At 75.0% G+C, this 23,196-nt stretch carries 24 protein-coding genes; 6 read left to right on the top strand and 18 right to left on the bottom strand.

All coding sequences use genetic code 11. From position 1 onward, the window contains the following. Window positions 1-129: 129 nt before the first annotated feature. From EYB28_RS11475 to EYB28_RS11485, 3 genes are read right to left on the bottom strand one after another with little or no spacing between them, the layout of a single operon-like run. Entirely contained in the window at window positions 130-888 is a 759-nt protein-coding gene (locus EYB28_RS11475) for a YebC/PmpR family DNA-binding transcriptional regulator (RefSeq protein WP_166847913.1), read from the bottom strand. 7 nt (window positions 889-895) lie between these two features. Further along, window positions 896-1,540, bottom strand: coding sequence for a pyridoxal 5'-phosphate synthase glutaminase subunit PdxT (pdxT, locus tag EYB28_RS11480; protein WP_166847916.1), 645 nt, complete (start codon window positions 1,538-1,540; stop codon window positions 896-898). A 30-nt stretch (window positions 1,541-1,570) separates the two neighbouring features. Further along, window positions 1,571-2,071 (bottom strand): MarR family winged helix-turn-helix transcriptional regulator, encoded by a 501-nt coding sequence (locus EYB28_RS11485; protein ID WP_166847921.1) that lies wholly within the window; start codon window positions 2,069-2,071, stop codon window positions 1,571-1,573. A 63-nt stretch (window positions 2,072-2,134) separates the two neighbouring features. Here EYB28_RS11485 and EYB28_RS11490 point away from each other — a divergent pair, with 63 nt between their 5' ends. Next, complete coding sequence (locus EYB28_RS11490; protein WP_166847924.1) at window positions 2,135-3,994, top strand: chloride channel protein; 1,860 nt, start codon at window positions 2,135-2,137, stop codon at window positions 3,992-3,994. Window positions 3,995-4,041: 47 nt separating this feature from the next. Here the strand turns inward: EYB28_RS11490 and EYB28_RS11495 are convergent, their stop codons facing one another. Continuing rightward, window positions 4,042-4,626: an NUDIX hydrolase gene (locus EYB28_RS11495; RefSeq protein WP_166847927.1), complete on the bottom strand. Its 585-nt coding sequence runs from the start codon at window positions 4,624-4,626 to the stop codon at window positions 4,042-4,044. Continuing rightward, window positions 4,623-4,958, bottom strand: coding sequence for a helix-turn-helix transcriptional regulator (locus EYB28_RS11500; protein ID WP_166847931.1), 336 nt, complete (start codon window positions 4,956-4,958; stop codon window positions 4,623-4,625). The genes EYB28_RS11495 and EYB28_RS11500 overlap by 4 nt, the downstream gene beginning before the upstream one ends. 73 nt (window positions 4,959-5,031) lie before the next feature. Here EYB28_RS11500 and EYB28_RS11505 point away from each other — a divergent pair, with 73 nt between their 5' ends. Further along, window positions 5,032-6,027 (top strand): zinc-binding alcohol dehydrogenase family protein, encoded by a 996-nt coding sequence (locus EYB28_RS11505; protein ID WP_205710898.1) that lies wholly within the window; start codon window positions 5,032-5,034, stop codon window positions 6,025-6,027. A gap of 95 nt (window positions 6,028-6,122) precedes the next feature. Here EYB28_RS11505 and pdxS read toward each other — a convergent pair whose 3' ends face one another. The 8 genes from pdxS to EYB28_RS11545 all read right to left on the bottom strand — a co-directional run bounded on the left by pdxS (window position 6,123) and on the right by EYB28_RS11545 (window position 13,590). Beyond that, window positions 6,123-7,025 (bottom strand): pyridoxal 5'-phosphate synthase lyase subunit PdxS, encoded by a 903-nt coding sequence (pdxS, locus tag EYB28_RS11510; RefSeq protein WP_205710899.1) that lies wholly within the window; start codon window positions 7,023-7,025, stop codon window positions 6,123-6,125. An 85-nt stretch (window positions 7,026-7,110) separates the two neighbouring features. Then, window positions 7,111-7,707, bottom strand: coding sequence for a hypothetical protein (locus EYB28_RS11515; protein WP_166847937.1), 597 nt, complete (start codon window positions 7,705-7,707; stop codon window positions 7,111-7,113). After that, the gene (locus EYB28_RS11520) at window positions 7,704-8,945 is read right to left on the bottom strand and encodes a glycosyltransferase family 4 protein (protein ID WP_370459471.1); all 1,242 of its coding nucleotides are present in this window, start codon (window positions 8,943-8,945) and stop codon (window positions 7,704-7,706) included. The genes EYB28_RS11515 and EYB28_RS11520 overlap by 4 nt, the downstream gene beginning before the upstream one ends. Beyond that, a complete protein-coding gene (locus EYB28_RS11525; protein WP_166847940.1) occupies window positions 8,942-9,916 on the bottom strand; it encodes a phosphatidylinositol mannoside acyltransferase in 975 nt (324 codons plus the stop codon). Before EYB28_RS11525 ends, EYB28_RS11520 begins: the two co-directional genes overlap by 4 nt. Beyond that, a complete protein-coding gene (gene pgsA / locus EYB28_RS11530; RefSeq protein ID WP_166847944.1) occupies window positions 9,916-10,590 on the bottom strand; it encodes a phosphatidylinositol phosphate synthase in 675 nt (224 codons plus the stop codon). Before pgsA ends, EYB28_RS11525 begins: the two co-directional genes overlap by 1 nt. Then, window positions 10,590-11,198, bottom strand: a complete 609-nt coding sequence (locus EYB28_RS11535; protein ID WP_166847947.1) for an HIT domain-containing protein — start codon at window positions 11,196-11,198, stop codon at window positions 10,590-10,592. The genes pgsA and EYB28_RS11535 overlap by 1 nt, the downstream gene beginning before the upstream one ends. Then, the gene (gene thrS, locus EYB28_RS11540) at window positions 11,198-13,216 is read right to left on the bottom strand and encodes a threonine--tRNA ligase (protein ID WP_166852249.1); all 2,019 of its coding nucleotides are present in this window, start codon (window positions 13,214-13,216) and stop codon (window positions 11,198-11,200) included. The genes EYB28_RS11535 and thrS overlap by 1 nt, the downstream gene beginning before the upstream one ends. A gap of 203 nt (window positions 13,217-13,419) precedes the next feature. Continuing rightward, complete coding sequence (locus EYB28_RS11545) at window positions 13,420-13,590, bottom strand: hypothetical protein (RefSeq protein ID WP_166847950.1); 171 nt, start codon at window positions 13,588-13,590, stop codon at window positions 13,420-13,422. A 297-nt stretch (window positions 13,591-13,887) separates the two neighbouring features. Between EYB28_RS11545 and EYB28_RS11550 the strand changes: the two genes are divergently transcribed. The 3 genes from EYB28_RS11550 to EYB28_RS20615 all read left to right on the top strand — a co-directional run bounded on the left by EYB28_RS11550 (window position 13,888) and on the right by EYB28_RS20615 (window position 16,447). After that, the gene (locus EYB28_RS11550; RefSeq protein WP_166847952.1) at window positions 13,888-14,373 is read left to right on the top strand and encodes an aromatic ring-opening dioxygenase LigA; all 486 of its coding nucleotides are present in this window, start codon (window positions 13,888-13,890) and stop codon (window positions 14,371-14,373) included. A gap of 72 nt (window positions 14,374-14,445) precedes the next feature. Beyond that, on the top strand, window positions 14,446-15,222 hold the full coding sequence (locus EYB28_RS11555; RefSeq protein WP_166847954.1) for a uracil-DNA glycosylase: 777 nt from the start codon (window positions 14,446-14,448) through the stop codon (window positions 15,220-15,222). Between the two features lie 67 nt (window positions 15,223-15,289). Beyond that, complete coding sequence (locus EYB28_RS20615; RefSeq protein ID WP_370459472.1) at window positions 15,290-16,447, top strand: DUF664 domain-containing protein; 1,158 nt, start codon at window positions 15,290-15,292, stop codon at window positions 16,445-16,447. 24 nt (window positions 16,448-16,471) lie between these two features. Here the strand turns inward: EYB28_RS20615 and EYB28_RS11565 are convergent, their stop codons facing one another. The 4 genes from EYB28_RS11565 to EYB28_RS11580 form a co-directional block, all read right to left on the bottom strand. Next, a complete protein-coding gene (locus tag EYB28_RS11565; protein ID WP_166847956.1) occupies window positions 16,472-17,785 on the bottom strand; it encodes a chloride channel protein in 1,314 nt (437 codons plus the stop codon). Beyond that, on the bottom strand, window positions 17,785-18,990 hold the full coding sequence (locus tag EYB28_RS11570; protein WP_166847958.1) for a cation:proton antiporter: 1,206 nt from the start codon (window positions 18,988-18,990) through the stop codon (window positions 17,785-17,787). Before EYB28_RS11570 ends, EYB28_RS11565 begins: the two co-directional genes overlap by 1 nt. 87 nt (window positions 18,991-19,077) lie before the next feature. Beyond that, a complete protein-coding gene (locus EYB28_RS11575) occupies window positions 19,078-19,428 on the bottom strand; it encodes an SHOCT domain-containing protein (protein WP_240930515.1) in 351 nt (116 codons plus the stop codon). Window position 19,429: 1 nt separating this feature from the next. Beyond that, window positions 19,430-19,852 carry a DUF6325 family protein gene (locus EYB28_RS11580; RefSeq protein WP_166847960.1) on the bottom strand — a complete coding sequence of 141 codons (423 nt, stop codon included), beginning with the start codon at window positions 19,850-19,852 and terminating at the stop codon, window positions 19,430-19,432. 220 nt (window positions 19,853-20,072) lie between these two features. Here EYB28_RS11580 and EYB28_RS11585 point away from each other — a divergent pair, with 220 nt between their 5' ends. Continuing rightward, a complete protein-coding gene (locus EYB28_RS11585; RefSeq protein ID WP_166847962.1) occupies window positions 20,073-22,208 on the top strand; it encodes a DUF2264 domain-containing protein in 2,136 nt (711 codons plus the stop codon). 114 nt (window positions 22,209-22,322) lie between these two features. On the opposite strand, the gene EYB28_RS11590 is transcribed toward EYB28_RS11585, so the two are convergent. Beyond that, entirely contained in the window at window positions 22,323-23,174 is an 852-nt protein-coding gene (locus EYB28_RS11590; RefSeq protein ID WP_166847964.1) for a PaaX family transcriptional regulator C-terminal domain-containing protein, read from the bottom strand. Window positions 23,175-23,196 lie beyond the last annotated feature (22 nt).

Below are 23,196 nucleotides of genomic sequence, written 5' to 3' on the forward strand. Positions count from 1 at the left end.
GTCGAGAGGCTGGTCGGGCCTGGCGGGAGCCGCGAGGAACGAGCGGCGGATGGCGTGCCTCGCGACACGGACCCTCCGGCACGCCCGCCCCAGCCACGGTTGCGGACTGTTGCAGCAGACGACGAGACGTCAGTCCTCGTCCAGCGCCGCCATCACCTCGTCGGAGGCGTCGAAGTTCGCGTAGACGTTCTGCACGTCGTCGCTGTCCTCGAGGGCGTCGATGAGGCGCGTGATCTTGCGGGCGCCCTCGACGTCGACCTCGACCTGCATGGAGGGGTGCCAGATCGAGTCCGCGGAGTCGTACTCCATGCCGGCGTCGACGATCGCCGTGCGCACGTCGACCAGGTCGGTCGCCTCGCTGAGCACCTCGATGTATTCCCCGACGTCGGTGACCTCCTCGGCGCCGGCGTCGAGCGCCGCGAGCATCACGTCGTCCTCGGTGACGCCGTCGGCCTTGGGCACGACGACGAGCCCCTTGCGGGAGAAGAGGTACGACACCGAGCCGGGGTCGGCGAGGTTGCCGCCGTTGCGGGAGAACGCGGTGCGCACCTCGGCGGCGGCGCGGTTCTTGTTGTCGGTGAGGCACTCGACGAGCACGGCGATGCCGTTGTTGCCGTATCCCTCGTACATGATCGTCTGATAGTCGACGGCGTCGGCGCCCTCGCCGGACCCACGCTTGAGGGCGCGGTCGATGTTGTCGTTCGGCACCGAGGACTTCTTCGCCTTCTGGATGGCGTCGAAGAGCGTCGGGTTGCCGGCGGGGTCACCGCCGCCGGTGCGCGCGGCGACCTCGATGTTCTTGATGAGCTTCGCGAAGAGCTTGCCGCGCTTGGCGTCGATCGCCGCCTTCTTGTGCTTCGTCGTGGCCCACTTGGAGTGCCCGGACATGCTCTACCTAACTCCTTCGCGATGCTTGGACTTGCCGGACGAACAGCTCGTGCACCCGCGAGTCCCCCGTGATCTCCGGGTGGAACGCGGTGGCGAGCAGGTGTCCGGCGCGTGCTGCGACGATCTTACCGGCGGCGGGGCCCACGGCGGTGCCGTCCGCCCACGTCTCGGGCATGCGCGCGAGCACCTCGACGCCGGGGCCGGCCTGCTCGACCCACGGCGCGCGGATGAACGCGGTGACCACGGGGGCGGCTCCGGGGCGGTCGGTGATGCCCGTGACGTCCAGCTCGGCCTCGAACGAGTCGACCTGGCGGCCGAAGGCGTTGCGCCGCACGACGACGTCCATGCCGCCGAGGGTCTGCTGGTCGGCGGTGCCGCCGGTGATGCGGTCGGCGAGCAGGATCATCCCGGCGCACGAGCCGTACACGGGCATCCCGTCGGCGATGCGGTCCCGCAGCGGGTCGGCGAGCTCGAAGATCCGCAGCAGCTTGTCGATGGTCGTGGACTCGCCGCCCGGGAGCACGAGGCCGTCGACGGTCGCGAGCTCGGCCGGACGGCGCACGGGCACGGCGCGGGCTCCGGCGGACTCCAGCGCGGCCGCGTGCTCGCTGACGTCCCCCTGCAGCGCGAGGACTCCGATCGTGATGGTCACCGAGGCAGTGTAGGGGGCGCGGAGGGCCACTCAGAGCGCCAGGGTCTGCAGGTCCCGCGGGTCGGGCTCCCCGGACGCGGCGGTGAACTCCGCGAGCCCGTCGAGGACGGCGGCACGGCGGTCGGCCGGCACCCGGGCGAGCACCTCGGCGATCGCCGCCCGGCGGCGCTCGGAGACGCGCTCGACCAGCGCGCTCCCCTGGTCCGTGATGGCGATGCGCACCGCGTGCCGGCGCTCCGGGTCCGCGTCCCGCCGCACCCAGCCCCCGGCGACCAGCCGGTCGACGTTGCGGGAGAACGTCGAGGGGTGCACCCCGAGCCGCTCGGCGACGACGCCCTGGCGCAGCGCGCCGGCGGTGGCGAGCAGGACCAGTGCCCGCAGCTGCGGCAGCGACACCTCCTCCAGTGCCTGCGCGACGGACCGCGCGATGACGCCGAGGAGTCCGCGCGACGCGTGCAGCGTCACGGCGGCCAGCTCGTCGGGGTCCTCCGGAGGCGTCCGGCCGGGTCCGCCGGCGCGCGCGTCGTCCATCGCGCCAGCGTATCGATCCATGGACGTGGCGGCGAAAGTTCTGTGCATCCTTACACTTGTTGCATGCCTGCATCTTCCGTGTCCTCCGTCGCGCCCGCGAGGGCGGCCGGTTCCGTGCGCGGCGCGCTCGCCCGTCTCGTGGGCCGGTCGCCCGGGAACGCCGGGACCGGCGTCCTGGTCCCGCTGTCGCTCGTCGTCGGCGCCCTCACCGGCCTCGGGGCGGTCGGGTTCCGCTGGCTCATCAGCCACGCGACGCTCCTCTTCTCCGGCACCGACGACGTCGCGGCCGCCGCCGTCGGCGACCACCCGGTCCACCCCGCTCTCGGCTGGCTGGGGCCCTGGTTCATCGTCCTGGCGCCCGCCGTCGGGGGCCTCGTCTACGGCCCCGTCGTCTACCGGTGGGCCCGCGAGGCCCGCGGCCACGGGGTGCCCGAGGTCATGCTCGCGGTCGCCCACCACGGCGGCCGCATCCGCCCGCGCGTCGCGGCCGTCAAGGCGTTCGCGTCCGCGGTCTGCATCGGCTCGGGCGGCAGCGTGGGACGCGAGGGGCCCATCGTCCAGATCGGCTCCGCGCTGGGCTCGAGCATCGGGCAGCTGGCCCGCGTGCCCGCCGACCGCCTGCGCACCCTGGTCGCCGCCGGCGGCGCGGCCGGGATCGCCGCCACGTTCAACGCTCCCGTCGCGGGCGTCCTGTTCGCCCTCGAGCTGATCCTGCGGGACTTCTCCGCCCGCTCGTTCGGGCTCGTGGTGCTGTCGTCGGTCACGGCCTCCGTCGTGGCCCGCGCGATCATCGGCGACGAGTCGCTCCTGACCCTGCCGGCCCTCACCGTCGACGACCCCCGGACGTACCTGCTCTTCGCGCTGCTCGGCCTGGTCGCGGGCGCGCTGGGCATCGGGTTCGTCCGCGTCCTCTACGCGATCGAGGACCTGTGCGACCGCGTCTGGCGCGGCCCCGAGTGGGCGCGGCCCGCCGTCGGCGGCCTGCTCCTGGGGCTGGTCCTGCTCACCCTGCCGCAGCTCTACGGCGTCGGCTACCCCGTGCTGTCCGGCGCGGTCGACGGCGAGCTCGTCGTCGGCATGCTCCTCCTGCTGCTCGTCGGCAAGGTGGTCGCCACGAGCCTCACGCTCGGCATCGGCGGGTCGGGCGGCGTGTTCGCGCCGTCGCTGTTCGTGGGAGGCATGCTCGGCGCCGCGTTCGGCCAGGTGGCGCAGATGCTGGCCCCCGACCTCGCGCCCTCGACCGGGGCGTTCGCCGTCGTCGGCATGGGGGCGATGTTCGCGGGCACCGCACGCGCACCGATCACCGCCGTCGTGATGCTCTTCGAGCTGACCGGCGAGTACTCGGTCATCCTGCCGCTCATGCTCGCGATCGTGCTCGCCACGGGCGCCAGCCGTCTGCTGTCCGCCGACACCGTGTACACGCTCAAGCTGCGCCGTCGCGGCATCGACCTGGGCCAGCACCCGGCCGACCGGGTGCTCGGGGACGTGCGCGTCGCCGAGGTCATGGAGGACGCGCCCGAGCCGGTCACCCCGGACGTCCCCCTGGCGGAGGCGTCCCGCACGCTCCTGGGCAGCGGCCGGCCGACGCTGCCCGTGCTCGACGGCGACGGCCGGCTCGTGGGGCAGCTGCGCGCCGACCTCGCCGCCGAAGAGCTCGAGCAGGACGACGAGGCCGACCGGGCGACGGTCGCCACCGTGCTGGACGACGTGGCTCGTGTCTCGCGCGGCGCCAGCCTCCGCGAGGCGCTCGACGCGCTGCGCGAGCACCCCGACGACGACGGGGGCGCCGTCGTCGACGACCAGGGCCGCCTCGTCGGCTGGCTGACCCACCGCACGGTGCTCGCCGCGCTGTCCGCCCCGCAGGCACGGAGGGCGGCGCCGGACTCGCGGCCGGAGCGCGACGGCACCGCGGCGACGGTGTAGGCGCCGCCCTCCCGGCGGCCCGGCCGGTCAGGCAGCGGCGTGGCCGGTCAGGGCCGCGGAGCGTCCGTGGCGGCGGGCTCGTCGTCGTGCTCGGTGCCGAGGTGGCGCACGACGCCGTCCCAGCCGCCCGCCAGCTCCTCGACGAGGTCGGGCAGCACGGTGGGGAACACCTCGTGCGGCTGGCCGCGCAGCTCGGCCGGGGTGAGCCAGCGCAGCTCGTCGAGGACGTCGCGCTCCATCGCGGTCCAGCCGTCCCGGGACAGTGCGGTCTCGGCGGCGACGCGCGCGAGGAAGAAGGTCTCGTCCTGCCGGCACGTCTCGGCCAGGAAGTGGAAGATGCCCTGGCGGGTCATCACGGGCCCTTCGAGGTCGGCGGCCGCGAGCAGCAGGCCGGCCTCCTCGCGCAGCTCGCGCAGGGCGGCGTCCAGCTCGCTCTCCCCCGGGTCGATGCCGCCGCCCACGGTGAACCACCAGGACCGCTCGGGCTGGTCGGCGTCGTGGCCCCGCACGAGCAGGGCGCGGCCCGCGTCGTCGATGACGACGACGCGGGCCGCGCGCCGGTGGCGCATGCCGTCCGGCCCCGGGACCCAGTCGTCCCCCAGGGAGGACGCGCTCGCGGCGGTGGTGGTCATACCGTCGAGCCTAGCGTCGACGCGGCGACCACCGCCCGCAGCAGGCCGGGGAAGCGCTCGTCCACCTCGTCGGCGCGGAGCATCGTCCATCGACGGTTCCCCCGCTCCTCCTGACGGATGACACCGGCCTCCCGCAGCACCCTGAAGTGGTGGCTCAACGTGGACGGCGCGACGTCCACGGGGAACGTGCCGCAGGCACGCCCCTGCGTGTCACGGGTCAGCGTCTCGACGATCGTCAGTCTTGTCCGGTCGGCGAGCGCGTGGAGCACCGCGACGAGCGAGACCTCGTCGATCGGCGGGTGGTCGAGGTCGGGACGTGGGTTCGTCGGCATCCACTCTCCTTCTGTACATGTCGAAAGAGAATGCTACCGTGAACCCCTTCGTCATCCATCGAAGGAGAGCGGGATGGGCACGCTGATGCAGGCACTCGTCTTCGACGGACCGGCCCGCGACACCGCCGCGACCCGGGTCGCAGCAGTCGAGCGCCCCGCGCCGGGCCCGGGCCAGGTCGCGATCGCCGTGGAGTACGCCGGGATCAACTTCAAGGACGTGATGGCACGTCGGGGGGACGGCGGCTACGCGCAGTCATGGCCGTTCGTCCCCGGCCTGGAGGTCGCCGGCCACGTCCTCGCGGTCGGCCCCGGCGTCGACACGCCCGAACCCGGACAACGCGTCGCGGCGCTGACGAACACCGGCGGCCTGGCGGAGGTCGCGGTCGCGGACGCCGCCCTGACCACACCGCTCCCCGCCGGCCTCGACCCGGCCGTCGCGGCGGTGGTGCCGGGGGCGCCGACCACCGCCGACCTGCTCGTGCACGACGTGGCCCGGGTCCGCGACGGCGACGTCGTCGCCGTCCACAGCGCGTCCGGCGCGGTCGGCGCCGCGCTCGCGCCGCTCGCCCGGCTCGCCGGTGCCGCCACCCTCGTCGGGATCGTCGGGGCACCCTCCCGCGTCCCCCTCGCGAGGGACGCCGGCTACGACAGCGTGCACCTGCGCGGACCCGGCCTCGTCGAGAGCGTCCGCGAGGCCGCGCCCGGGGGCGCCGACGTGGTGCTCGACCCGCAGGGCACCACAGCCCTCGAGGACGACCTGGCCGTGCTCCGGCCGACGGGGCAGATCGTCCTCTTCGGCAACGCCGGCGGGTGCACGCTCGACCCGCTGCCGACGACGGGTCGTCTCTACGCCACGAACGCCAGGATCGGCGGCTTCAGCCTCGAGTCGCTGTCGCGGGCCGATCCGGCGCGCGTCCGCCGAGCGCTCACACGGGTGGTGGAGCATCTCGCGGCGTCACGCCTGTCCGTGCAGCCGACCGTGCTCGACGGGCTCGCTGCCGCGCCCGCCGCGCAGGAGCGGCTCGCCACCGGCACCGGGTCGGGGAAGTACGTGGTCCGGGTGCGCTGAACGGCCGGACGACCCGGTAGGAGGCCGAGACGGCCCTGGCCCGCGCCATCGGGGACCGACGGTGCGGGCCAGGGCCGCCCTCGTGGACGGGACGCCTACCAGCCGCGCTCCGCGAGCCGCACCGGCTCGGGCTGCTCGTCGACGTTGAGGCCCACCATGGCCTCGCCGAGCCCGCGCGAGACCCGCGCGACCACGTCGGGGTCGTCGTGGAACGTCGTCGCCTGAACGATCGCCCGCGCACGGGCGGCCGGGTCGCCGGACTTGAAGATGCCCGAGCCGACGAAGACGCCCTCGGCACCGAGCTGCATCATCATCGCGGCGTCCGCCGGCGTCGCGATGCCGCCGGCGGTGAAGAGCACGACCGGCAGCTTGCCGGTGCGCGCCACCTCGGCCACCAGCTCGTACGGCGCCTGCAGCTCCTTCGCGGCGACGAACAGCTCGTCGGCGGGCAGCGACGTGAGCCGCTGGATCTCCGCGCGGATCCGGCGCATGTGCGTGGTGGCGTTCGAGACGTCGCCGGTGCCGGCCTCGCCCTTGGAGCGGATCATGGCCGCGCCCTCGGTGATGCGGCGCAGCGCCTCGCCCAGGTTGGTCGCCCCGCACACGAACGGCACGGTGAACTGCCACTTGTCGATGTGGTTGGCGAAGTCGGCCGGGGACAGCACCTCGGACTCGTCGACGTAGTCGACGCCGAGCGACTGCAGCACCTGCGCCTCGACGAAGTGCCCGATGCGGGCCTTCGCCATCACGGGGACGGACACCGCCTCGATGATGCCGTCGATCATGTCCGGGTCGCTCATCCGGGAGATCCCGCCCTGGGCGCGGATGTCCGCGGGCACACGCTCGAGCGCCATCACGGCGACCGCGCCGGCGTCCTCGGCGATCTTCGCCTGCTCCGGGGTGACGACGTCCATGATGACGCCGCCCTTGAGCATCTCCGCCATGCCTCGCTTGACGCGGGCCGTGCCCACCTCGCCGACGGTACCGGTCTCGCTCAACGCAACCTCGCTCGCTCGTCCTCGGGCATGGCGCTCGCCACGCCTCGCCCCCATCCTAAGAGGTTGCGCGGGTGGGCGGCGTCGCTCAGGCCCGGCCGAGCCCCGCCGGCATCTGGTCGTCCAGCTCCACGGTCTGCGGCGTCTCGGCGCGACCGGTCAGGTGCAGCAGCCGCACGTACCAGGTGCGACGCGCCCGCTGCGCCTGGGCCACCGCCTCGTTGTGGAAGCGGCGGGCGAGCTGCGCCCGGTACCAGGCCGCGGCCAGGTTCCCGACCAGCTCCTCCCCGTCGGCGGACCGCCGGAGCCCCGCGACGAACTCCTCGTCGCCGAGCGCCGAGCGCAGCGTCGCCGACAGGGCGCTCTCGGCGCGCTCGCGCTCCGTGCCCAGCCCCTCCATGGACAGCGCCCCGCGCTCGGCGACCTCGGCGGCCTGCGGGCCGGCGTCGTCCACGACGGCGAATCCCGCGTCGGCGACCAGCACCGCGCCGGCGGGATCGAGCATGCCCGAGGACGCGAGGTCGATCGCGGCCGCGGCCCGCCGTGCGAGCTGCGCCTGGAGGGCGAGGCGCGACGCCACCACCTTGCGGTGCAGGCGGTCCAGGCGGGAGGCCGAGACCCAGGCCAGCCAGACCACCGCGGCGGCCACGACCAGCACCACGAGCGCGAGCTCCGACCAGGTCATGCGCCGCTCCCCTCGTCCGCGACGCCGTCGGCGTCGACCGTGATCCACCGGCCGCCGCGCCGGCCGCCGCGCTCCTGCGGGCGGGAGCCGGGCCCGTCGAGCGCCGCGCCGGCGGCCACCGCCATCTCGTAGACCGCGAGCACCTGCTCGGTCACCGTGGACCAGTCGAACCGTCGGACGAACGCCGTCGCCCGCTCGCGCCGCACCGCCGTGCCGTCGGGGTCGTCCAGCGCGGCGACCAGCGCCCGCGCGAGGTCAGGCGCTTCGCCCGTGCGGAACAGGCGGCCGGCCGCGCCGTCGTCGAGCACCCGGCGGAACGCGCCCAGGTCGCTCGCGACGACGCCGCATCCCGCGCTCATCGCCTCGACCAGCACGATCCCGAAGCTCTCTCCCCCGGTCTGCGGCGCCACGTACAGGTCGGCCGAGGCCAGGAGCGAGGCCTTCTCCTCGTCGCTGATCGGCCCGAGGAACTCGAACGACCCCGCCCGGGCCCCGAGCGCCGCCACCGCGGCGTCCCGGCCGTCGTCGCCCTTGCCGGCGACGAGGAACCGCGCGCCGGGGTATCGCTCGAGCACACGCGGGGCGGCCTCGGCGAGGACCCCGAGGCCCTTGCGGGGCTCGTCCAGCCGGCCCAGGAACGCGATCGTCGGCGCCTCCGGCGTCCCGCGCCAGCGCTCGACGACGCGGCCCGCCGCGAAGCCGTCGACGTACACGCCGTTGGGGATCACGACGGCGTCCCCGCCCACGTGGTCGACGAGCGTGCGGCGCGCGTCCTCGGAGACCGCGATCCGCGCGGCGATCTTCTCGAGGGACTGGCGCAGCAGCGGGAACGCGACCTGGAGGGCGCGCGAACGCTCCTGGGAGGTGTGGAACGTCGCCACCACGGGGACTTCGGCGAGCCACAGCGCCAGCATGGACAGGCTCGGCGTCATGGGTTCGTGCAGGTGCACCACGTCGAACTCCCCGGCCTCCAGCCACCGGCGCACGCGGCCCGCGGCGCGCGGCCCGAAGGCCAGCCGGGCGACCGAGCCGTTGTAGCGCACCGCGACCGCGCGCCCCGCGGAGGTCACGACGTCGGGCACCGGGGTGTCCTCGTCGGCGGGCGCGAGCACGGACACGTGGTGGCCGAGCCCGCGCAGCGCCTCGGCGAGGTCGCGCACGTGGAACTGCACCCCGCCGGGGGCGTCGAACGAGTAGGGGCACACGATGCCGACGCGCAGCGGTCCCGTCGTGCTCATGCCTCGCCCGCCTCGGCGCGCGTGCGGGCGTAGCGGTCCGGGTCCAGGTCGTCGACGAAGACCCGCTGGAGCATGTGCCAGTCCTGCGTGGACTCCACCAGGGTGCGGGCGACCGCGTCGACCCAGCCCTGCGTCATCCGCGCCACGCGCTCCTGGCGTCGTAGCCCGGAGTCGTCGGGCACCGGGACCGGCGGGTAGAACCGGATGACGATCCCCCACGCCGTGCCGGCCCGACGCCGGCGGTCCCCCGACAGCCGCTCATAGGTGATGCCGACCGGGATCAGCGGCACCTTGGCCGCGAGCGCGAGCGCCGCGGGACCGGCGGCCACCCGGGCGCGGTGGCCGCACAGGTCCACCTCCACGCCCGTGGCCGTGAGGTCGCGGTCCGCCAGCAGGGGCACGATCCGGCCCCCGCGGGTCGCCCCCCGCACGAGGTTGCGGAACACGTCGTGGTCGCCGAGGGGCAGCACGTCGATGCCGATGGATCGCCGGAACTCCACGAACTCGACGAAGAGCTCCTCGGGCTTGAGCCGTTCGGCGACGGTGAGGACCGGGGCCAGGTTGGGCGTCGCCCAGGCCCCCGCCAGGTCCCAGTTGCCGAGGTGCGCCAGGGCCAGGGAGAGCGCGCGCCCGTCGGCGAGGTCCTCCGCGATGTGCTCGTACCCCTCGATCCGCACGCGGGCGACGTTCTGCTCGGGTGTGGACCCCTGCAGGGTGAACGCCTCGCGGAAGTAGCGCATGTAGGAGCGCATCCCCTCCCGGACGAGGCGGCGCAGGGCCCGCGCGTCGAGGTCGGGGCGCACGCGCGCGTAGTTCGCCTCCATGCGCCGCACGCCCGCGGTGCGGCACGCCCAGGTCACGTCCGCGACCGCCGTGAACGCCGCCCGGAGCACGGGTTCGGGGACCTTCGGCGCGTGCCGCCAGGCGAACGTGTAGAGCTTCGGGACGTCCAGCGACCGGGCGATGCCCATCAGACCTCCGTGTCCGTGTCGGGTGCGGTGCTTCGTGCGCCGTCGCCGGCCGCACCGCCGGCGGGGCCCGTCAGCTGCCTGCGGACGGTCACCACCCGCTGCACGACCGTCACGGCGCTGGCCGCGGCGAGGAGTGCGAGCACGACGACGGCGACCAGGACGGGTACCCCGAGCGGGATGAACGTCGTCGCGGCGAGCGCGACGAAGAGCCGGTCGCTCCGCTCAGCGATCCCCACCGCGGCGGTGGTGCCGACGCTCTCGGCCCGGGCGCGCGCGTACGGGACGACGCCGCCGAGCACGAGGCAGGCCAGCGACGCCGCAGTGCCCCAGGTGGTGTAGGGCTCCTCGGCGTGCAGCACGAACCAGAGCGTGATGCCGGCGAAGACGGCCCCGTCGGAGACCCGGTCCAGCGTCGAGTCGAGGAACGCGCCCCACGGCCCGGACCGTCCTGCTGCCCGGGCCATCACCCCGTCGAGGGAGTCGGTGAGCGTGAACGCGCCGATGAGCAGCCCGCCGAGCAGCAGGTGGCCGGTCGGCAGCAGCGTCAGCGCCAGCACGCTGACGACCACGGTGCCGGCGACGGTCACGGCGTCCGGCGACACGCCCCACCGCAGCAGCAGGCGCGCGAGCGGGGCGAAGACGCGCTGCATGGTGGCGCGCAGGCGGCCGAGCATCAGGGCGTCCCGTCGGGGCCGGCGCCGTCGTCGAGACCGGGGCCCGGGACCTCGTCCCACGCGGCCGCGAGCCGGGCCCGCGTGTCGGCGAGGAGCTCGGGGATCGCCTTGGTCTGCCCGACGACCGGCAGGAAGTTGGCGTCGCCGAGCCAGCGCGGGACGACGTGCTGGTGCAGGTGCGCGGCGATGCCCGCGCCGGCGACGTCGCCCTGGTTCATGCCGAGGTTGAACCCGGCCGGGGCGTAGACCGTCCGCAGCACCCGCATGGCGTGCTGCGTCGTCGTCGCGAGCTCGTGGGTCTCCGCCGCCGTGAGATCGGTGTAGCCCGACACGTGCCGGTACGGCAGCACCATGAGGTGACCGCCGTTGTACGGGTACAGGTTGAGCACCGCGTAGCAGGCCGCCCCGCGGGCGACCACGAGCCCCTGCTCGTCGTCGCCCGCGGGGATCCGGCAGAACGGGCACTGCGCGACGCTGGAGTCCGTCGGCTTGTCCTGGCCGCCGATGTAGACCATGCGGTGGGGTGTCCAGAGCCGCTGGTAGCCGTCCTCGGGCGGGCCGAAGGCGTCGGCCGGCTCGGGGTGCGGGGGTGGAGTGGCGGCCGGCATCAGACCTGGGCGCGGTCGCGCACGGCGGCGACGATCCGCTCGATCGCGTCCGCGACGGGCACGCCGTTCTCCTGGCTGCCGTCGCGGAAGCGGAACGACACGGCGCCGGCCTCGGCGTCCTCGCCGCCCGCGATGAGCACGAACGGCACCTTCTCCTTGGCCGCGTTGCGGATCTTCTTGCCGAAGCGGTCGTCGGAGCGGTCGAGCTCCGCGCGGATCCCCTGGGCCCTCAGCCGTTCGACGACGTCCGACAGGTAGTCGTCGAACGCGTCGGCCACGGGCACGGCGAGCACCTGGACCGGGGCGAGCCACGCGGGGAAGGCGCCCGCGTAGTGCTCGACGAGGATGCCGAAGAACCGCTCGATGGACCCGAACAGGGCGCGATGGATCATCACCGGCCGCTGCCGCGAGCCGTCGGAGGCCGTGTACTCCAGCTCGAAGAGCTCCGGCTCGAAGAAGTCGAGCTGGATCGTGGACAGCTGCCAGGTCCGCCCGATGGCGTCCTTGGCCTGCACGGAGATCTTCGGGCCGTAGAACGCGGCACCGCCCGGGTCCGCGACGAGCTCGAGCCCGGACGCCGTGGCGACCTGGCGCAGCACCTCGGTCGCCTCGTCCCAGGTCGCGTCGTCGCCGACCGACTTCTCGGGGTCGCGGGTGGACAGCTCGAGGTAGAAGTCGTCGAGCCCGTAGTCGCGCAGCAGGTCGAGGACGAACGTGAGGATCGAGGTGAGCTCGTCCTTCATCTGCTCGCGCGTGCAGTAGATGTGCGCGTCGTCCTGCGTGAACCCGCGGGCGCGGGTGAGGCCGTTGACGACGCCCGACTTCTCGTAGCGGTACACGGTGCCGAACTCGAACAGCCGCAGCGGGAGCTCGCGGTAGGACCGCCCGCGCGAGGAGAACACGAGGTTGTGCATCGGGCAGTTCATCGGCTTCAGGTAGTAGTCCTGGCCGGGCTTGCGCACGGTGCCGTCGTCGTCGAGCTCCGCGTCCAGGTGCATGGGCGGGTACATCCCGTCCGCATACCAGTCGAGGTGCCGCGAGGTCTCGAACAGCTTGGACTTGGTGATGTGCGGCGTCGCCACGAACGAGTACCCGGACTCAACGTGCCGCTTGCGCGAGTACTCCTCCATCTCCATGCGGACCATGGCGCCCTTGGGGTGGAAGACGGGCAGGCCGGAGCCGATCTCGTCCGGGAAGCTGAACAGGTCGAGCTCGTTGCCCAGGCGCCGGTGGTCGCGGCGCTCGGCCTCCGCGAGGCGCTCGAGGTAGGCCTTGAGCTCGTCCTTGCTGGGCCACGCGGTGCCGTAGACGCGCTGCAGCTGCGGGTTCTTCTCGCTGCCGCGCCAGTAGGCGGCCGCGGAGCGCATGAGCTGCACGCCCTGGCCGATGAGCCTCGTGGACGGCAGGTGCGGACCCCGGCAGAGGTCCTTCCAGACGACGGTCTCGCTCTCGCGCCCGGCGCCGCGCACGTTGTCGTAGATCGTCAGCTCGCCGCCGCCGACCTCGACGGAGCTGCCGTCGTCGTCGGACGAGCCGCCCTTGAGGCCGATGAGCTCCAGCTTGTACGGCTCGTCGGCGAGCTCGGCCCGCGCCTCGTCCTCGGTGACGACGCGGCGGCGGAAGGTCTGGCCCTCCTTGATGATGCGACCCATCGCCTTGTCGAGCTTCTTGAGGTCCTCGGGCGTGAACGGGGTGTCCACGTCGAAGTCGTAGTAGAAGCCGTCGGTGACGGGCGGGCCGATGCCGAGCTTCGCCTTCGGGTTGACCTGCTGCACCGCCTGGGCGAGCACGTGGGCGGCGCTGTGGCGCAGCACGGCCAGACCGTCCGGCGAGTCGATCGTGACCGGCTCGACGACGGTGCCCGGCGCCAGCTCGGTGTCGAGGTCCTTGAGCTGCCCGTCGACCCGCAGGACGACGACGTCACGCCGGTCGGCGAAGAGCGCAGTGCCCGTCGTCGGCGTGTCCACCGTCACCGTGGTCGCCACGGCGCCCTGCTCGTGGTCGGGGTTCGGTGTCATCGGCGAGGCGACGTCGGACACGTGCAGCTCCTTGCTGGTCGTGGAGCGCCGCGGCGGCCCGGAGGGGCCGCGGCGCTCGGGCGTGAGGGCCGGCCTGAGGGTACCTGGCACGGCCGAGGGGCGCCGCTCCGGGCGGCGCCCCTCGATCGTACTCACCGTCGCGGGTCGGGACGACGCGCCGCCCCGCCGCCCGCGATGTCGGGTCAGTCGTTGTGCTCCTTGGCGGCGTCCGCGGCCTTGTCGACGTAGCCGTCCACGCTGTCCGGCGCGTACTCCTTGGCCTTCTCCGCCGCCGTGTCGATGTTCTCGTCGGTGGCGAGCTCCTTGGCCTTGTCCTTGGCCTTGTCGAACAGGCCGCCCAGTCCTTCGGTCATGGTTCCCCCTCGATGCTCACCCTGGCGGGGCCGCTCCCGCGGTGCCGCCGGGCCGGTGTCGCCAGGGCCGACGGGCCCTCGCGCGGTCGTCCTCACGCTAGCCAGCCCTCGGACGCTGCGCGACCGGGACCGAGCACGACGCCGGCCCGTCGCTCCCGAACGACCGGACAGGCATATGAACAGGTTCACAAGGCCCGCGATATCGCAGATCCGGCTGTGGTCTTACCATAGAGACAGGCGCCGGACCCGGCGTCGACGCTCCGGCCGCGCGACCCGCGACCACCCCCGGAGGGGACCATGACCACCACCCGCACCACCGACCGACCGGTCCGCGTCGTCGGCCTCGTCGCACTGCTCGCCGGGATCCTCATGATCGGCGCCGGAGCCGCCACCTGGGCGACGGTCAGCTCCCAGCTCGCCGCGCAGGACATCACCGTCTCGGAGGACGCCTCGTTCCTCGCGGGCGACACCGTCGACGGTCCCTTCTCGGCGTACGCGCAGGCCCAGGTCATCGACCGGCACGCGCTCGAGGCGACCGGCGGCCAGACGTACGCCCAGCTGGAGCAGGACGACCCGCTGCGCGACGTCGCGATGAACGCCTCGTTCCTGCGGGCGTCCCTGTTCACCTCGGTCGTCGCCTACGGGGTCAGCGCGCTGGTCATGGGCCTCGGGGCCGTCGTCGGGCTCGTCGGGTGGTCGCTGCGCCGCCTCGCGGCTCCCGCCGCGCCCGCCCGCACGGTCGACGCGACGACCGCCCGCGGAGAGCTCACGACCGCGGCCTGACCGCCTCCGGACCCCGGCAGCCCACCACCCGCAACCCCCGCGGGAGGTGGGCTGTCGGTCGTCCGCGCGAGGATGGGCCACGTGCCCGCCACCCCCGTGCCGCCACCGGACTCCCCCGCCTACCCCGCCGCCGTACGCGACGCGCCCGACCTCCCCGCCCTGGACGCGCACCTCACCGCATGCCGGGCGTGCCCACGGCTGGTGGCGTGGCGGGAGCAAGTGGCGCACGAGCGCCGGGCCGCGTTCCGTGACCAGGAGTACTGGGGCCGGCCCGTCCCCGGGTTCGGCGACCCCGACGCCGCCGTCGTGGTGGTCGGCCTCGCCCCGGCGGCGCACGGTGCCAACCGGACGGGCCGCATGTTCACCGGCGACCGTTCCGGGGACTTCCTCTTCGCCGCGATGCACCGCACCGGGTTCGCGAACCAGGCCACGTCGACGGCCGCGGACGACGGCCTGGTGCTGCGCGGCATCCGGGTCACCGCGCCCGTGCGCTGCGCGCCGCCGGCCAACAAGCCCACCCCCGACGAGCGACGCCGCTGCGCCCCGTACCTGGCCCGGGAGCTCGAGCTCGTGGGCGAGGGCGTCCGGGTCGCGGTCGCCCTCGGGGCGATCGGCTGGCAGGCGCTGCTGTCCACCCTGGACGAGCAGGGCTGGGACGTCCCGCGGCCCCGGCCCGCATTCGGGCACGGGGCCGAGGTGCCGCTCACCAGGGACGCGCCGGGCGGCCCCGCCCGGCTCACCGTCCTGGGCTGCTTCCACGTCTCGCAGCAGAACACGTTCACCAGGCGCCTCACCCCGGCGATGCTCGACGACGTGCTGCGGCGGGCACGCGCCCTCAGCCGGGGGTGACCGCCCGGCACGTCGCGGCACGAAATGCTGTGGCCTGGGCCGGGTCGACGCGGCTACCGTCACGGTCGTGAGCTCCGCACCGGCACGCCCCGCCCGCGTCATCGTCGTCTCCGGCCCGTCGGGGGCCGGCAAGTCCACCGTCGCGGCGGCGCTGGCCCACGACGCCGGCCGGCCGACGGTGCTCGTCACCACGGACGACTTCTTCCGTGCCGTCGCGACCGGCGGCGTGGCCCCGTTCCTGCCGGAGGCGCAGCGGCAGAACGAGACCGTCGTCGACGCCGTCGTCGCGGCCGCCGGGGCGTACGCGCGCGGCGGGTACGACGTCGTCGTGGACGGGGTCGTGGGTCCCTGGTTCCTGGACCGCTACCGGGCCGCCGCGGCGGGCGGGGCCTGGGACCTCGACTACGTCGTCCTGCGCCCGGCGCGCGACGTGGCGCTCGCCCGCGGCGCCGCGCGCGGCGACGGCGGGCTGCGCGACCCGGGCGCGCTCGGGGAGATCCACGACGGCTTCGCGGATCTCGGTGCGCTCGAGCCGCACGCCCTGGACACCAACGGCCACGACGCCGACGAGACCGCCCGCGCGGTGCGTGCCGCGCTCGACGCCGGCCGGTACCGCCTCGCCGCACCGGCGCACCCGTCGTCCACGCACCCTGAGCACGAGCAGACCGAGCCCGACCAGAGCGAGCCCGACCGGACCGAGCCGCCGCTGCGCGCCGACGAGGTGACGACGCTCCGCGCCTACCTCGACTACCACCGCGACACCCTGCGATGGAAGACCGCCGGGCTGACGGCGGCCCAGCTGCGCAGCCCGCTGCCGCCGAGCGCGATGACGCTGGGCGGGCTGCTCAAGCACCTCGCGTACGTGGAGTCCCAGTGGTTCGCCGTCGTGCTCGCCGGCGGTGACGCACGGCCCCCGTTCGACACGGTCGACTGGGCCGCCGACCCGGACTGGGAGTGGCACTCCGCCGCCGACGACGACCCGGACGAGCTGCGGGCGCTCTTCGACGACGCCGTGGCCGCGTCGGACCGCGCCCTGGACCGCCTGCTGCAGGGGGCGTCGTCGCCGGCCGCGGGCCTGGACGTGCTCTCGGTGCGCGAGGACCGCCACGGCGACGGGCGGTTCAGCCTGCGCTGGGTCCTGGTGCACCTCGTGGAGGAGTACGCGCGGCACAACGGGCACGCCGACCTGCTGCGCGAGGCGCTCGACGGCCTGACGGGAGAGTGACGGCCGGCCTCGCTCCCGCCGGCGTCACGTCGCCGCGGCGGCGGCCTGACGCGCGGCTCGCCGCGGGCGCAGCACGAACTGCTCCGTGACGTACCCGGCGACGACAGCCACGAGCACGATGGGCGTCATCGCGGCGGCGGCGTCACCGAGGAGCATGGTCACGAGCACGGCGGCCGAGACGGGCACCGGCAGTGTCGCGGCGGTCGCCGCCGCCATGCCGACCGCCAGCGCCGGGACCGCTCCGAATCCCGGCAGTCCCCCGGCGAGCAGTCCGGCCGCGGCGCCCAGCAGGATCGCAGGGAAGATCGCGCCGCCGCGCAGCGCCCCGAGGGAGACGCCGTACGCCAGGGACTTGAGGGCCAGCAGGGCCACGAGGGCACCGACGCCCCACGCCCCAGGATCGGCGGCGAGCTGGGCCAGGGTCAGCTGCCCGGACAGCACGACCTCCTCGGGCGAGCGTCCCGTGACGACCGTGTAGCACCCGGCGCACAGGGCGACCACGAGCGCGGCACCCACGGCGACGGCGAACGGGTGGCGGGCGGCGAGCCCGGCGACCACCCCTCCGAGGCGGTGCACCGTGCGCACCAGGATCGCCACCGCGACGGCCAGGGGCACGGCCCACAGCACGTCGGCGACGTCGGGCCGCACCGGTGCGTCGACGTCCGGAAGGGCCAGGGAGGCGATCTCCAGGCCCGTCCAGGTGCCCATGCCGGTGAACACGAGTGCCCCGATGCCGGAGGCGAGCATGCACGGCAGGACGAGCCGGGCCAGCGTCGGCCCGGCGAGGCCCGCCGCCTCGATGACGAACACGGCGCCCACCAGCGGGTTGCCGAAGATGGCGGACAGGGCGGCGGCGGAGCCCACCACGGCCAGGACGGTGCGGGTGCGCTCGTCGAGCGTCGCGTCCCACGGCCGGACCAGGATCAGCGCGAGCCCCGACCCGATGGCGAGCAGCGGTGCCTCCGGCCCGAGCACGACACCCAGCGGCAGCCCGGCCAGTGCCGCGAGCAGGATGCCCGGCAGGTGGTCCGCGGGCACAGGTCCCATCCCGAGCCCGTCGATCGGCCGGTGGCCGCCGTGCCCGGGCAGGGACCGGATCGCCAGGCCCACGAGCGCTCCGGCGATCGCGAGCCACGGCAGCGGCCACCACCAGGGCGGGACCTCGTACCCGAGCGTCTCCGGCAGCGCGTCCCAGACCTGGTGCTGGATCTCGTGGAGAAGCGCCAGGAAGACGAACGCCGCCAGCGAGACGGGGATGCCGAGGCCCGCGGACATCACCAGCAGGCGCGCGTAGGGGCGCGGACGGACGGGTTCGGTGCGGTCCTGCGTGTCGGGCATCAGCCCTCCTTCTCCTCGTCGGCACGGTCGGCGGCTGCCGCGGGCGCCGCGCGCAGCCGTCCGGCGACCGCGGGGAACACGATCACGGACACGATCGCCGCGCACACCAGGGCGGCGGCGTGGGACTCCGGCAGCACACCCTCGCGCGTGCCGACGGCGGTGATGACGACGACGAGGGGCAGCGCCGTGGCGGACATGAGCCCGAGTGCGACACCGTCGGCACCGGGCAGGGCACGGCGGTGGAAGACCCAGGTGGGCAGGCCGCGGACCAGGAGGAACAGGACCGCGAACAGCGGGACCAGGCCCAGCACCGCCGGGTCCGCCGCCAGCGAGCCCACGTCCAGCGTCACCCCGCTCATCACGAAAAAGACCGGGATGAGGAACCCGAACCCGATCCCCTCGAGCCGCGACTCCACGACCCTGCTCTCCAACGGGTCGCTGGACGACAGGAACAGGTGCACGAGGATCCCGGCCGTGAAGGCGCCCAGCACGGGGTCGAGGCCGAGTGCCTGCGCGAACGCGAACATGCCCACGACGACGAGCACGCACAGCCGCACGGCGACCTGCGCGCTGGTGCCGAGGGTCGCGGTGACCAGGCGCCCCAGCCTCGGGTGGCGCGGCTTGCGGGCCAGGACCGCCCCGGTCACGGCGAGCGCCGCGAAGGCGACGAGGACCACGAGGACCTGCGCCGGCGAGTCGCCCGACAGGACGAAGGCGATCGCGAGGATCGGGCCGAACTCCCCCACGGTGCCGACCGCGAGCACCCGGTCGCCGAATCGTGTCCCGCTCGCACCGGCGTCGCGCACGATCGGCAGGATCACGCCGAGCGCCGTCGTCGTGAGCGCCAGACCGACCACGAGGCCGGCCTGCGGTCCGGCGAGCCAGAGCCCGACGGCGATCCCCAGGGCGAGGGAGACGACCCACGATCCCGCGGCGGTGCGCAGCGGGCCGCCGCGGATGCGGGCGAACTCGATCTCGTACCCGGCGAGGAACATGAGGAACGCCAGGCCCAGGTCCGAGAACGCCTCGACGACGGGCGTCGCGTGCACGATCCCGAGGACCACCGGGCCGACGACGACGCCGAGGAGGATCTCGGCGACGGCGGACGGGACGCGGAACCACGGCTCGATCCGGTCGACGACGAACGGCGCCACGACGGCCACGGCGGTGACGACCGCCAGCATGGTCACCGTGTCGAGGTCCATCCACCGGCCCTTTCCGTCGTCGGCAGGAGCAGGACGGTGCCCGGCGCCGGGGGCCGGCTCACCGGCGCGCGCCCGCGGGGGCCCGGATCACCCCAGCAGCTTGGCCTTCGCGGCGGCGAACTCGGCGTCGGACAGCACACCGGCGGCCTTGAGGTCGCCGAGCTGCTTGAGCTGGGCGATGAGGTCGTCCTGGCCCGGTCCCGAGGTCACCTGCGCCGGGGCCTGCTGCGCCTGCTGGGCGTAGGCCTGCTGCTGGGCGTACGCCTGCTGCTGTTGCTGCTGGGCCTGGTACTGCTGCGCCTCGTACTGCTGCTGCTCGCGGGAGGCCGCGCGCCGGTTCATCGCCCGGCTGGTCGCGTTCGCGGTCCCGGTGATCACCGCGGTGCGGGCCATCGTCCCGATCAGGCCGGGGCGGCCCATCCGTCGCATCGGGGGCATCTCAGTCCTCCTTCTCGAGCTCGCGCGCGACCTCGTCGATCGCCTCGGCCGGCACGCGGGTCCAGTCGACGACGCGGCCGCCCGCACCGCGCACGGCGCTGCCCAGGCCGCGCGCCCAGGTGTGCTCGAACACCAGCATGCCGACGGCGGAGCCGGGCGCGAGGTCCTCGGCCACGGCGTCGACGTCGTCCGCGGCGAGCAGGCCGGCGGGCTCGCCCACGATCCTCGCCAGCTCGTCGTCGCCGCCGTCGGTGGCCTCGAGCCACTCCACGGACCCGTCGGTGTCCTTGCGGATCAGCAGGGCGTCGAGCACGTCGATGGTGCCCGCGTCGACGAGCCGAGACAGCTCGGCGACGATCTCGCCCTTGAACTCGCTGCGGGGGAACTCGATGAGCACGAGCTCCACCGGTGCGCTGGGTCCCATGTCCTGCCCTTCTGTCGGCACGGGTCGTCGTCGCCCGGCGGATCGCCGGACATGTCGGTCACTCTTGCACGCACCGGCCGCGCGCGCCTGCGCTCCGGGCCGAGGGATCCTCGCGAGGCAGGCCACAGCGTCCGCGGCCACCAGCCGGAGGGCTGCCGCGGTGAGCGAAAATGTCCGTTCGTGCCCCGTCGTGCGCCCCGTCGCCGATGATGGCACGGTGATGCCTGCCATGACCGCGCCGTCGTCCGCGTCCCTCCTCGCCCCCGCGGGGCGGTGGCCGCGAGAACGCTGGGTCGCGGTCGCCGACGACCTGCTCCGCGCGACGACGCCCTTCGCCTCCCCCGGCGGCTCGTTGATCCGCCTGCCGGGCCCGGTGAGCGCCTCGGGCTCGTGGAGCGACGGGCTGGAAGGCTACGCCCGCACGTTCCTGCTCGCGGCGTTCCGGCTTCGCGGCGCGGGCGGCGACGGCCCCGACGGCCTCCTCGACCGCTACGCCCGCGGGCTGCGGCACGGCACCGACCCCGCCTCCCCGGAGCGCTGGCCGCGCCTCACCGAGCGGCGCCAGGCCGTGGTCGAGGCCGCGTCGGTGGCGATCGGCCTCGCGGAGACCCGGCCCTGGCTGTGGGACCGGCTGGACGACGCCACCCGGGCACGCACCGTCGACTGGCTCGCGGACATCGTCGGCACCGACGGGTACACGAACAACTGGCTGTGGTTCCAGAACGTCGTCGAGGCGTTCCTGTCCACGGTCGGCGGGCCGTGGGACCAGGCCGACCTGGACCGCAACGAGGAGATCGCCGAGTCGCTGTACGTGGGCGACGGCTGGTACTCCGACGGGCGCGGCCGCGACGGCCGGCGGCAGAACTTCGACCACTACGCGGGCTGGGCGTGGCACGTCTACCCCGTCCTGCACGCGCGGATCCTGGGCGCCGACCTCGACGACCGGCACGCCGGCCGGCTGCGCGCCTACCTCGATCAGGCGCAGCACCTCGTGTCCTCCAGCGGCGCGCCGCTGCTCCAGGGCAGGTCCGTCACCTACCGCACCGCCGTCCTCGGCCCGTTCTGGGCCGGGGCGGTTGCCGGCGCCACCCCCCTCGCCCCGGGGCAGACCCGGGCGCTCGCCTCCGCGGTGGTGGACCACTTCTGGGCGGCAGGGTCGGTCGACGAGCGCGGCCTGCTGCCCGTCGGGTGGCACGGCCCTTACCCGCGCGTGCGCCAGCTGTACACCGGCGGCTCGTCCCCCTACTGGGCGAGCAAGGGGTTCCTCGGCCTGCTGCTCAGCGCCGACCACCCCGTCTGGACGGCGGCCCCACAGCCGCCGGACGCGTGGCACCGGGACCGCGTCACCGTGCTGCCCGCTCCCGGCTGGGTCGTGGCCGCCACGCCCGGCGACGGCGTCGTGCGGGTGCTCAACCACGGCTCCGACCGCGCGATCGAACCCCCGCTGGAGCCCCGCGGCGACGACCCCTTCTACCGGCGCCTCGGCTACTCCGGCGTCACCTCGCCGCAGCTGTCCGCCCGCGACGTCGCCGCGCCGCTGGACTCCCACACCGCGCTGCTCGACGCCACGGGCCTGCCGTCCCACCGCGTCCGCGTCGACCGCGTCGCGCTGCGGCCGTCGTCCGGTCCCGGCGACGACGAGGGCGGCGCGGTCGCCGTCTCCCGGTCCCGCGTGCACTGGCTCGACCTGCCGGACGGCGGCGACGCGGGGGACGCCGCCGGCTGGGCGGCGCTGCGGCACGGCCCTGTGCTCACCACCGCGGCGGTCGTGCGCGGACGCTGCGAGGTGCGCCTCGCCCGCTGGACGCCGTCGCCGGGCGGCGACACCGGCCTCGCACCCCGCCCCGGGGACGACCTCGACCGGGACGCCGCCTGGCCCGCGGACCCCGGCCCCTGGACCGCGCACGTCGGCGGCTGGCCGCTCGCCGCGGCGGGCGACGGCGCTCTGCACACCGAGCGCGACGACGGCTGGGTCCGCGTCCGGCGCGCCGACGGCACGACCTCGCTCGTCCGGTCGCTGCACGGCGACGGCACGGTCCCCCTGGACGAGGCAGGGGCGACGCGGCGGCACGGCGCCGACCCCCTCGGCGAGACGTCGGCGACCCCGTGGCTGCGGTCCACCCGGAACGTGGGCGCCGGCGACGTCGTCGCCGCCCTCGTGGTCCTCGGCGGGCACGACGCGGGAGGCGTGCCCGGCCGTGGGCCCGACGGCGGCACGCTCCCCCGCGTCCTGCTCCTGGACGGCGCCGGCGGGTCGCGGGTCGAGGTGCGCTGGCCCGACGGCTCGGCCGACCTCGTGGACCTCGGCGCCGACACCGACGACACCGCAGGCGCCGCGCCCGGGGCGACGCCGTGACCGGGCTACGGGCCGCGTTCGCGCTCGGGCACCCGGCCTCCCGTGAGGCCTGGACCGCCACGCACGGTCCGGGCCTCACGGGTAGTCGCGGGCGCGGCGGAGCGCTTCGGGACGTCAGTACCGCCGGTCGCCGACCGCGCGCTGCACGTACGCGGCGGCCGGTACGGCCAGGGCCGCCCGCAGGGTGTCGAAGGCGCGCACGCCGTCCCGACCGGGCCAGCCGGAGGGCAGCAGGCTCGCCGGCAGCCCGGGGTCGAGGTACGGGACCGGGCGCCACGCGTCGAGCACCCGGGTCCAGCGCGCGAACGTCGCCGCCGTCGCCGGCGCGGTCCCACCGCCGTGCGCATCGCCGGCGTGCGCGGCGTCACCGTGCACCGCGAGGAAGCCTCGGTGCAGGGCCGCGACATGATCCAGGTCCCACCATCGGGCGACGGCGTCGGCCAGCGAGCCCTCGACGCGGGGCGGGCCGGCGACGAAGAGCGTGGCCGCGGCCCGCAGGCCGAGCGCCGCCAGGACGTCCTCGACCTCGTCGGCCTGGTGGGCGGGGCAGATCCACAGTCCGGGCGCCACGCGGCCGCACCCGATGCCGGTGAGCTGACGCCGCAGCTGGTGCCGCGCGTCGCGGCGATCCTCCGGGACGGTGTACGACACCAGGCACCAGGGGTCGTCCTCGCCCTGCTGGCGGTAGCCGAAGATGCGCCGGTCGCCCCGCTCCAGCATCGGCGTCGCCGCGGCCGCCAGCCGGTACCCGCTGCGGCCGCCCACGGTCTCGGCGTCGAGAAGCCCCTTGGCCCGCACCCGCGAGATCGCGCTGCGCGCGCTCGGGGCAGCGACGCCCAGCTGCGCCAGGAGGGCGACGAGGTCGGCCGTCGCGATCCAGCCACCGAGGGCGCGCACGTAGGCGCCGACGATCGTCCGCACCAGCGACGTCGCACTGCCCGGGCGGGCGTCGACGTCGTCGAGCACCCCACCGGGTGGTGTCCTCGGC

The sequence above is a fragment of the Isoptericola sp. BMS4 genome, assembly GCF_011634835.1.
In the GTDB taxonomy this organism is placed as follows: domain Bacteria; phylum Actinomycetota; class Actinomycetes; order Actinomycetales; family Cellulomonadaceae; genus Isoptericola.

Bases quoted from the DNA above. Each gene is read 5' to 3' on its own strand.
- EYB28_RS11475 (WP_166847913.1), bottom strand. From the start codon at position 888: ATGTCCGGGCACTCCAAGTGGGCCACGACGAAGCACAAGAAGGCGGCG.
- EYB28_RS11485 (WP_166847921.1), bottom strand. From the start codon at position 2,071: ATGGACGACGCGCGCGCCGGCGGACCCGGCCGGACGCCTCCGGAGGAC.
- EYB28_RS11490 (WP_166847924.1), top strand. From the start codon at position 2,135: ATGCCTGCATCTTCCGTGTCCTCCGTCGCGCCCGCGAGGGCGGCCGGT.
- EYB28_RS11495 (WP_166847927.1), bottom strand. From the start codon at position 4,626: ATGACCACCACCGCCGCGAGCGCGTCCTCCCTGGGGGACGACTGGGTC.
- EYB28_RS11500 (WP_166847931.1), bottom strand. From the start codon at position 4,958: ATGCCGACGAACCCACGTCCCGACCTCGACCACCCGCCGATCGACGAG.
- EYB28_RS11505 (WP_205710898.1), top strand. From the start codon at position 5,032: ATGGGCACGCTGATGCAGGCACTCGTCTTCGACGGACCGGCCCGCGAC.
- EYB28_RS11515 (WP_166847937.1), bottom strand. From the start codon at position 7,707: ATGACCTGGTCGGAGCTCGCGCTCGTGGTGCTGGTCGTGGCCGCCGCG.
- EYB28_RS11520 (WP_370459471.1), bottom strand. From the start codon at position 8,945: ATGAGCACGACGGGACCGCTGCGCGTCGGCATCGTGTGCCCCTACTCG.
- EYB28_RS11525 (WP_166847940.1), bottom strand. From the start codon at position 9,916: ATGGGCATCGCCCGGTCGCTGGACGTCCCGAAGCTCTACACGTTCGCC.
- pgsA (WP_166847944.1), bottom strand. From the start codon at position 10,590: ATGCTCGGCCGCCTGCGCGCCACCATGCAGCGCGTCTTCGCCCCGCTC.
- EYB28_RS11535 (WP_166847947.1), bottom strand. From the start codon at position 11,198: ATGCCGGCCGCCACTCCACCCCCGCACCCCGAGCCGGCCGACGCCTTC.
- thrS (WP_166852249.1), bottom strand. From the start codon at position 13,216: ATGACACCGAACCCCGACCACGAGCAGGGCGCCGTGGCGACCACGGTG.
- EYB28_RS11545 (WP_166847950.1), bottom strand. From the start codon at position 13,590: ATGACCGAAGGACTGGGCGGCCTGTTCGACAAGGCCAAGGACAAGGCC.
- EYB28_RS11550 (WP_166847952.1), top strand. From the start codon at position 13,888: ATGACCACCACCCGCACCACCGACCGACCGGTCCGCGTCGTCGGCCTC.
- EYB28_RS11555 (WP_166847954.1), top strand. From the start codon at position 14,446: ATGGGCCACGTGCCCGCCACCCCCGTGCCGCCACCGGACTCCCCCGCC.
- EYB28_RS11565 (WP_166847956.1), bottom strand. From the start codon at position 17,785: ATGCCCGACACGCAGGACCGCACCGAACCCGTCCGTCCGCGCCCCTAC.
- EYB28_RS11570 (WP_166847958.1), bottom strand. From the start codon at position 18,990: ATGGACCTCGACACGGTGACCATGCTGGCGGTCGTCACCGCCGTGGCC.
- EYB28_RS11575 (WP_240930515.1), bottom strand. From the start codon at position 19,428: ATGCCCCCGATGCGACGGATGGGCCGCCCCGGCCTGATCGGGACGATG.
- EYB28_RS11580 (WP_166847960.1), bottom strand. From the start codon at position 19,852: ATGGGACCCAGCGCACCGGTGGAGCTCGTGCTCATCGAGTTCCCCCGC.
- EYB28_RS11585 (WP_166847962.1), top strand. From the start codon at position 20,073: ATGCCTGCCATGACCGCGCCGTCGTCCGCGTCCCTCCTCGCCCCCGCG.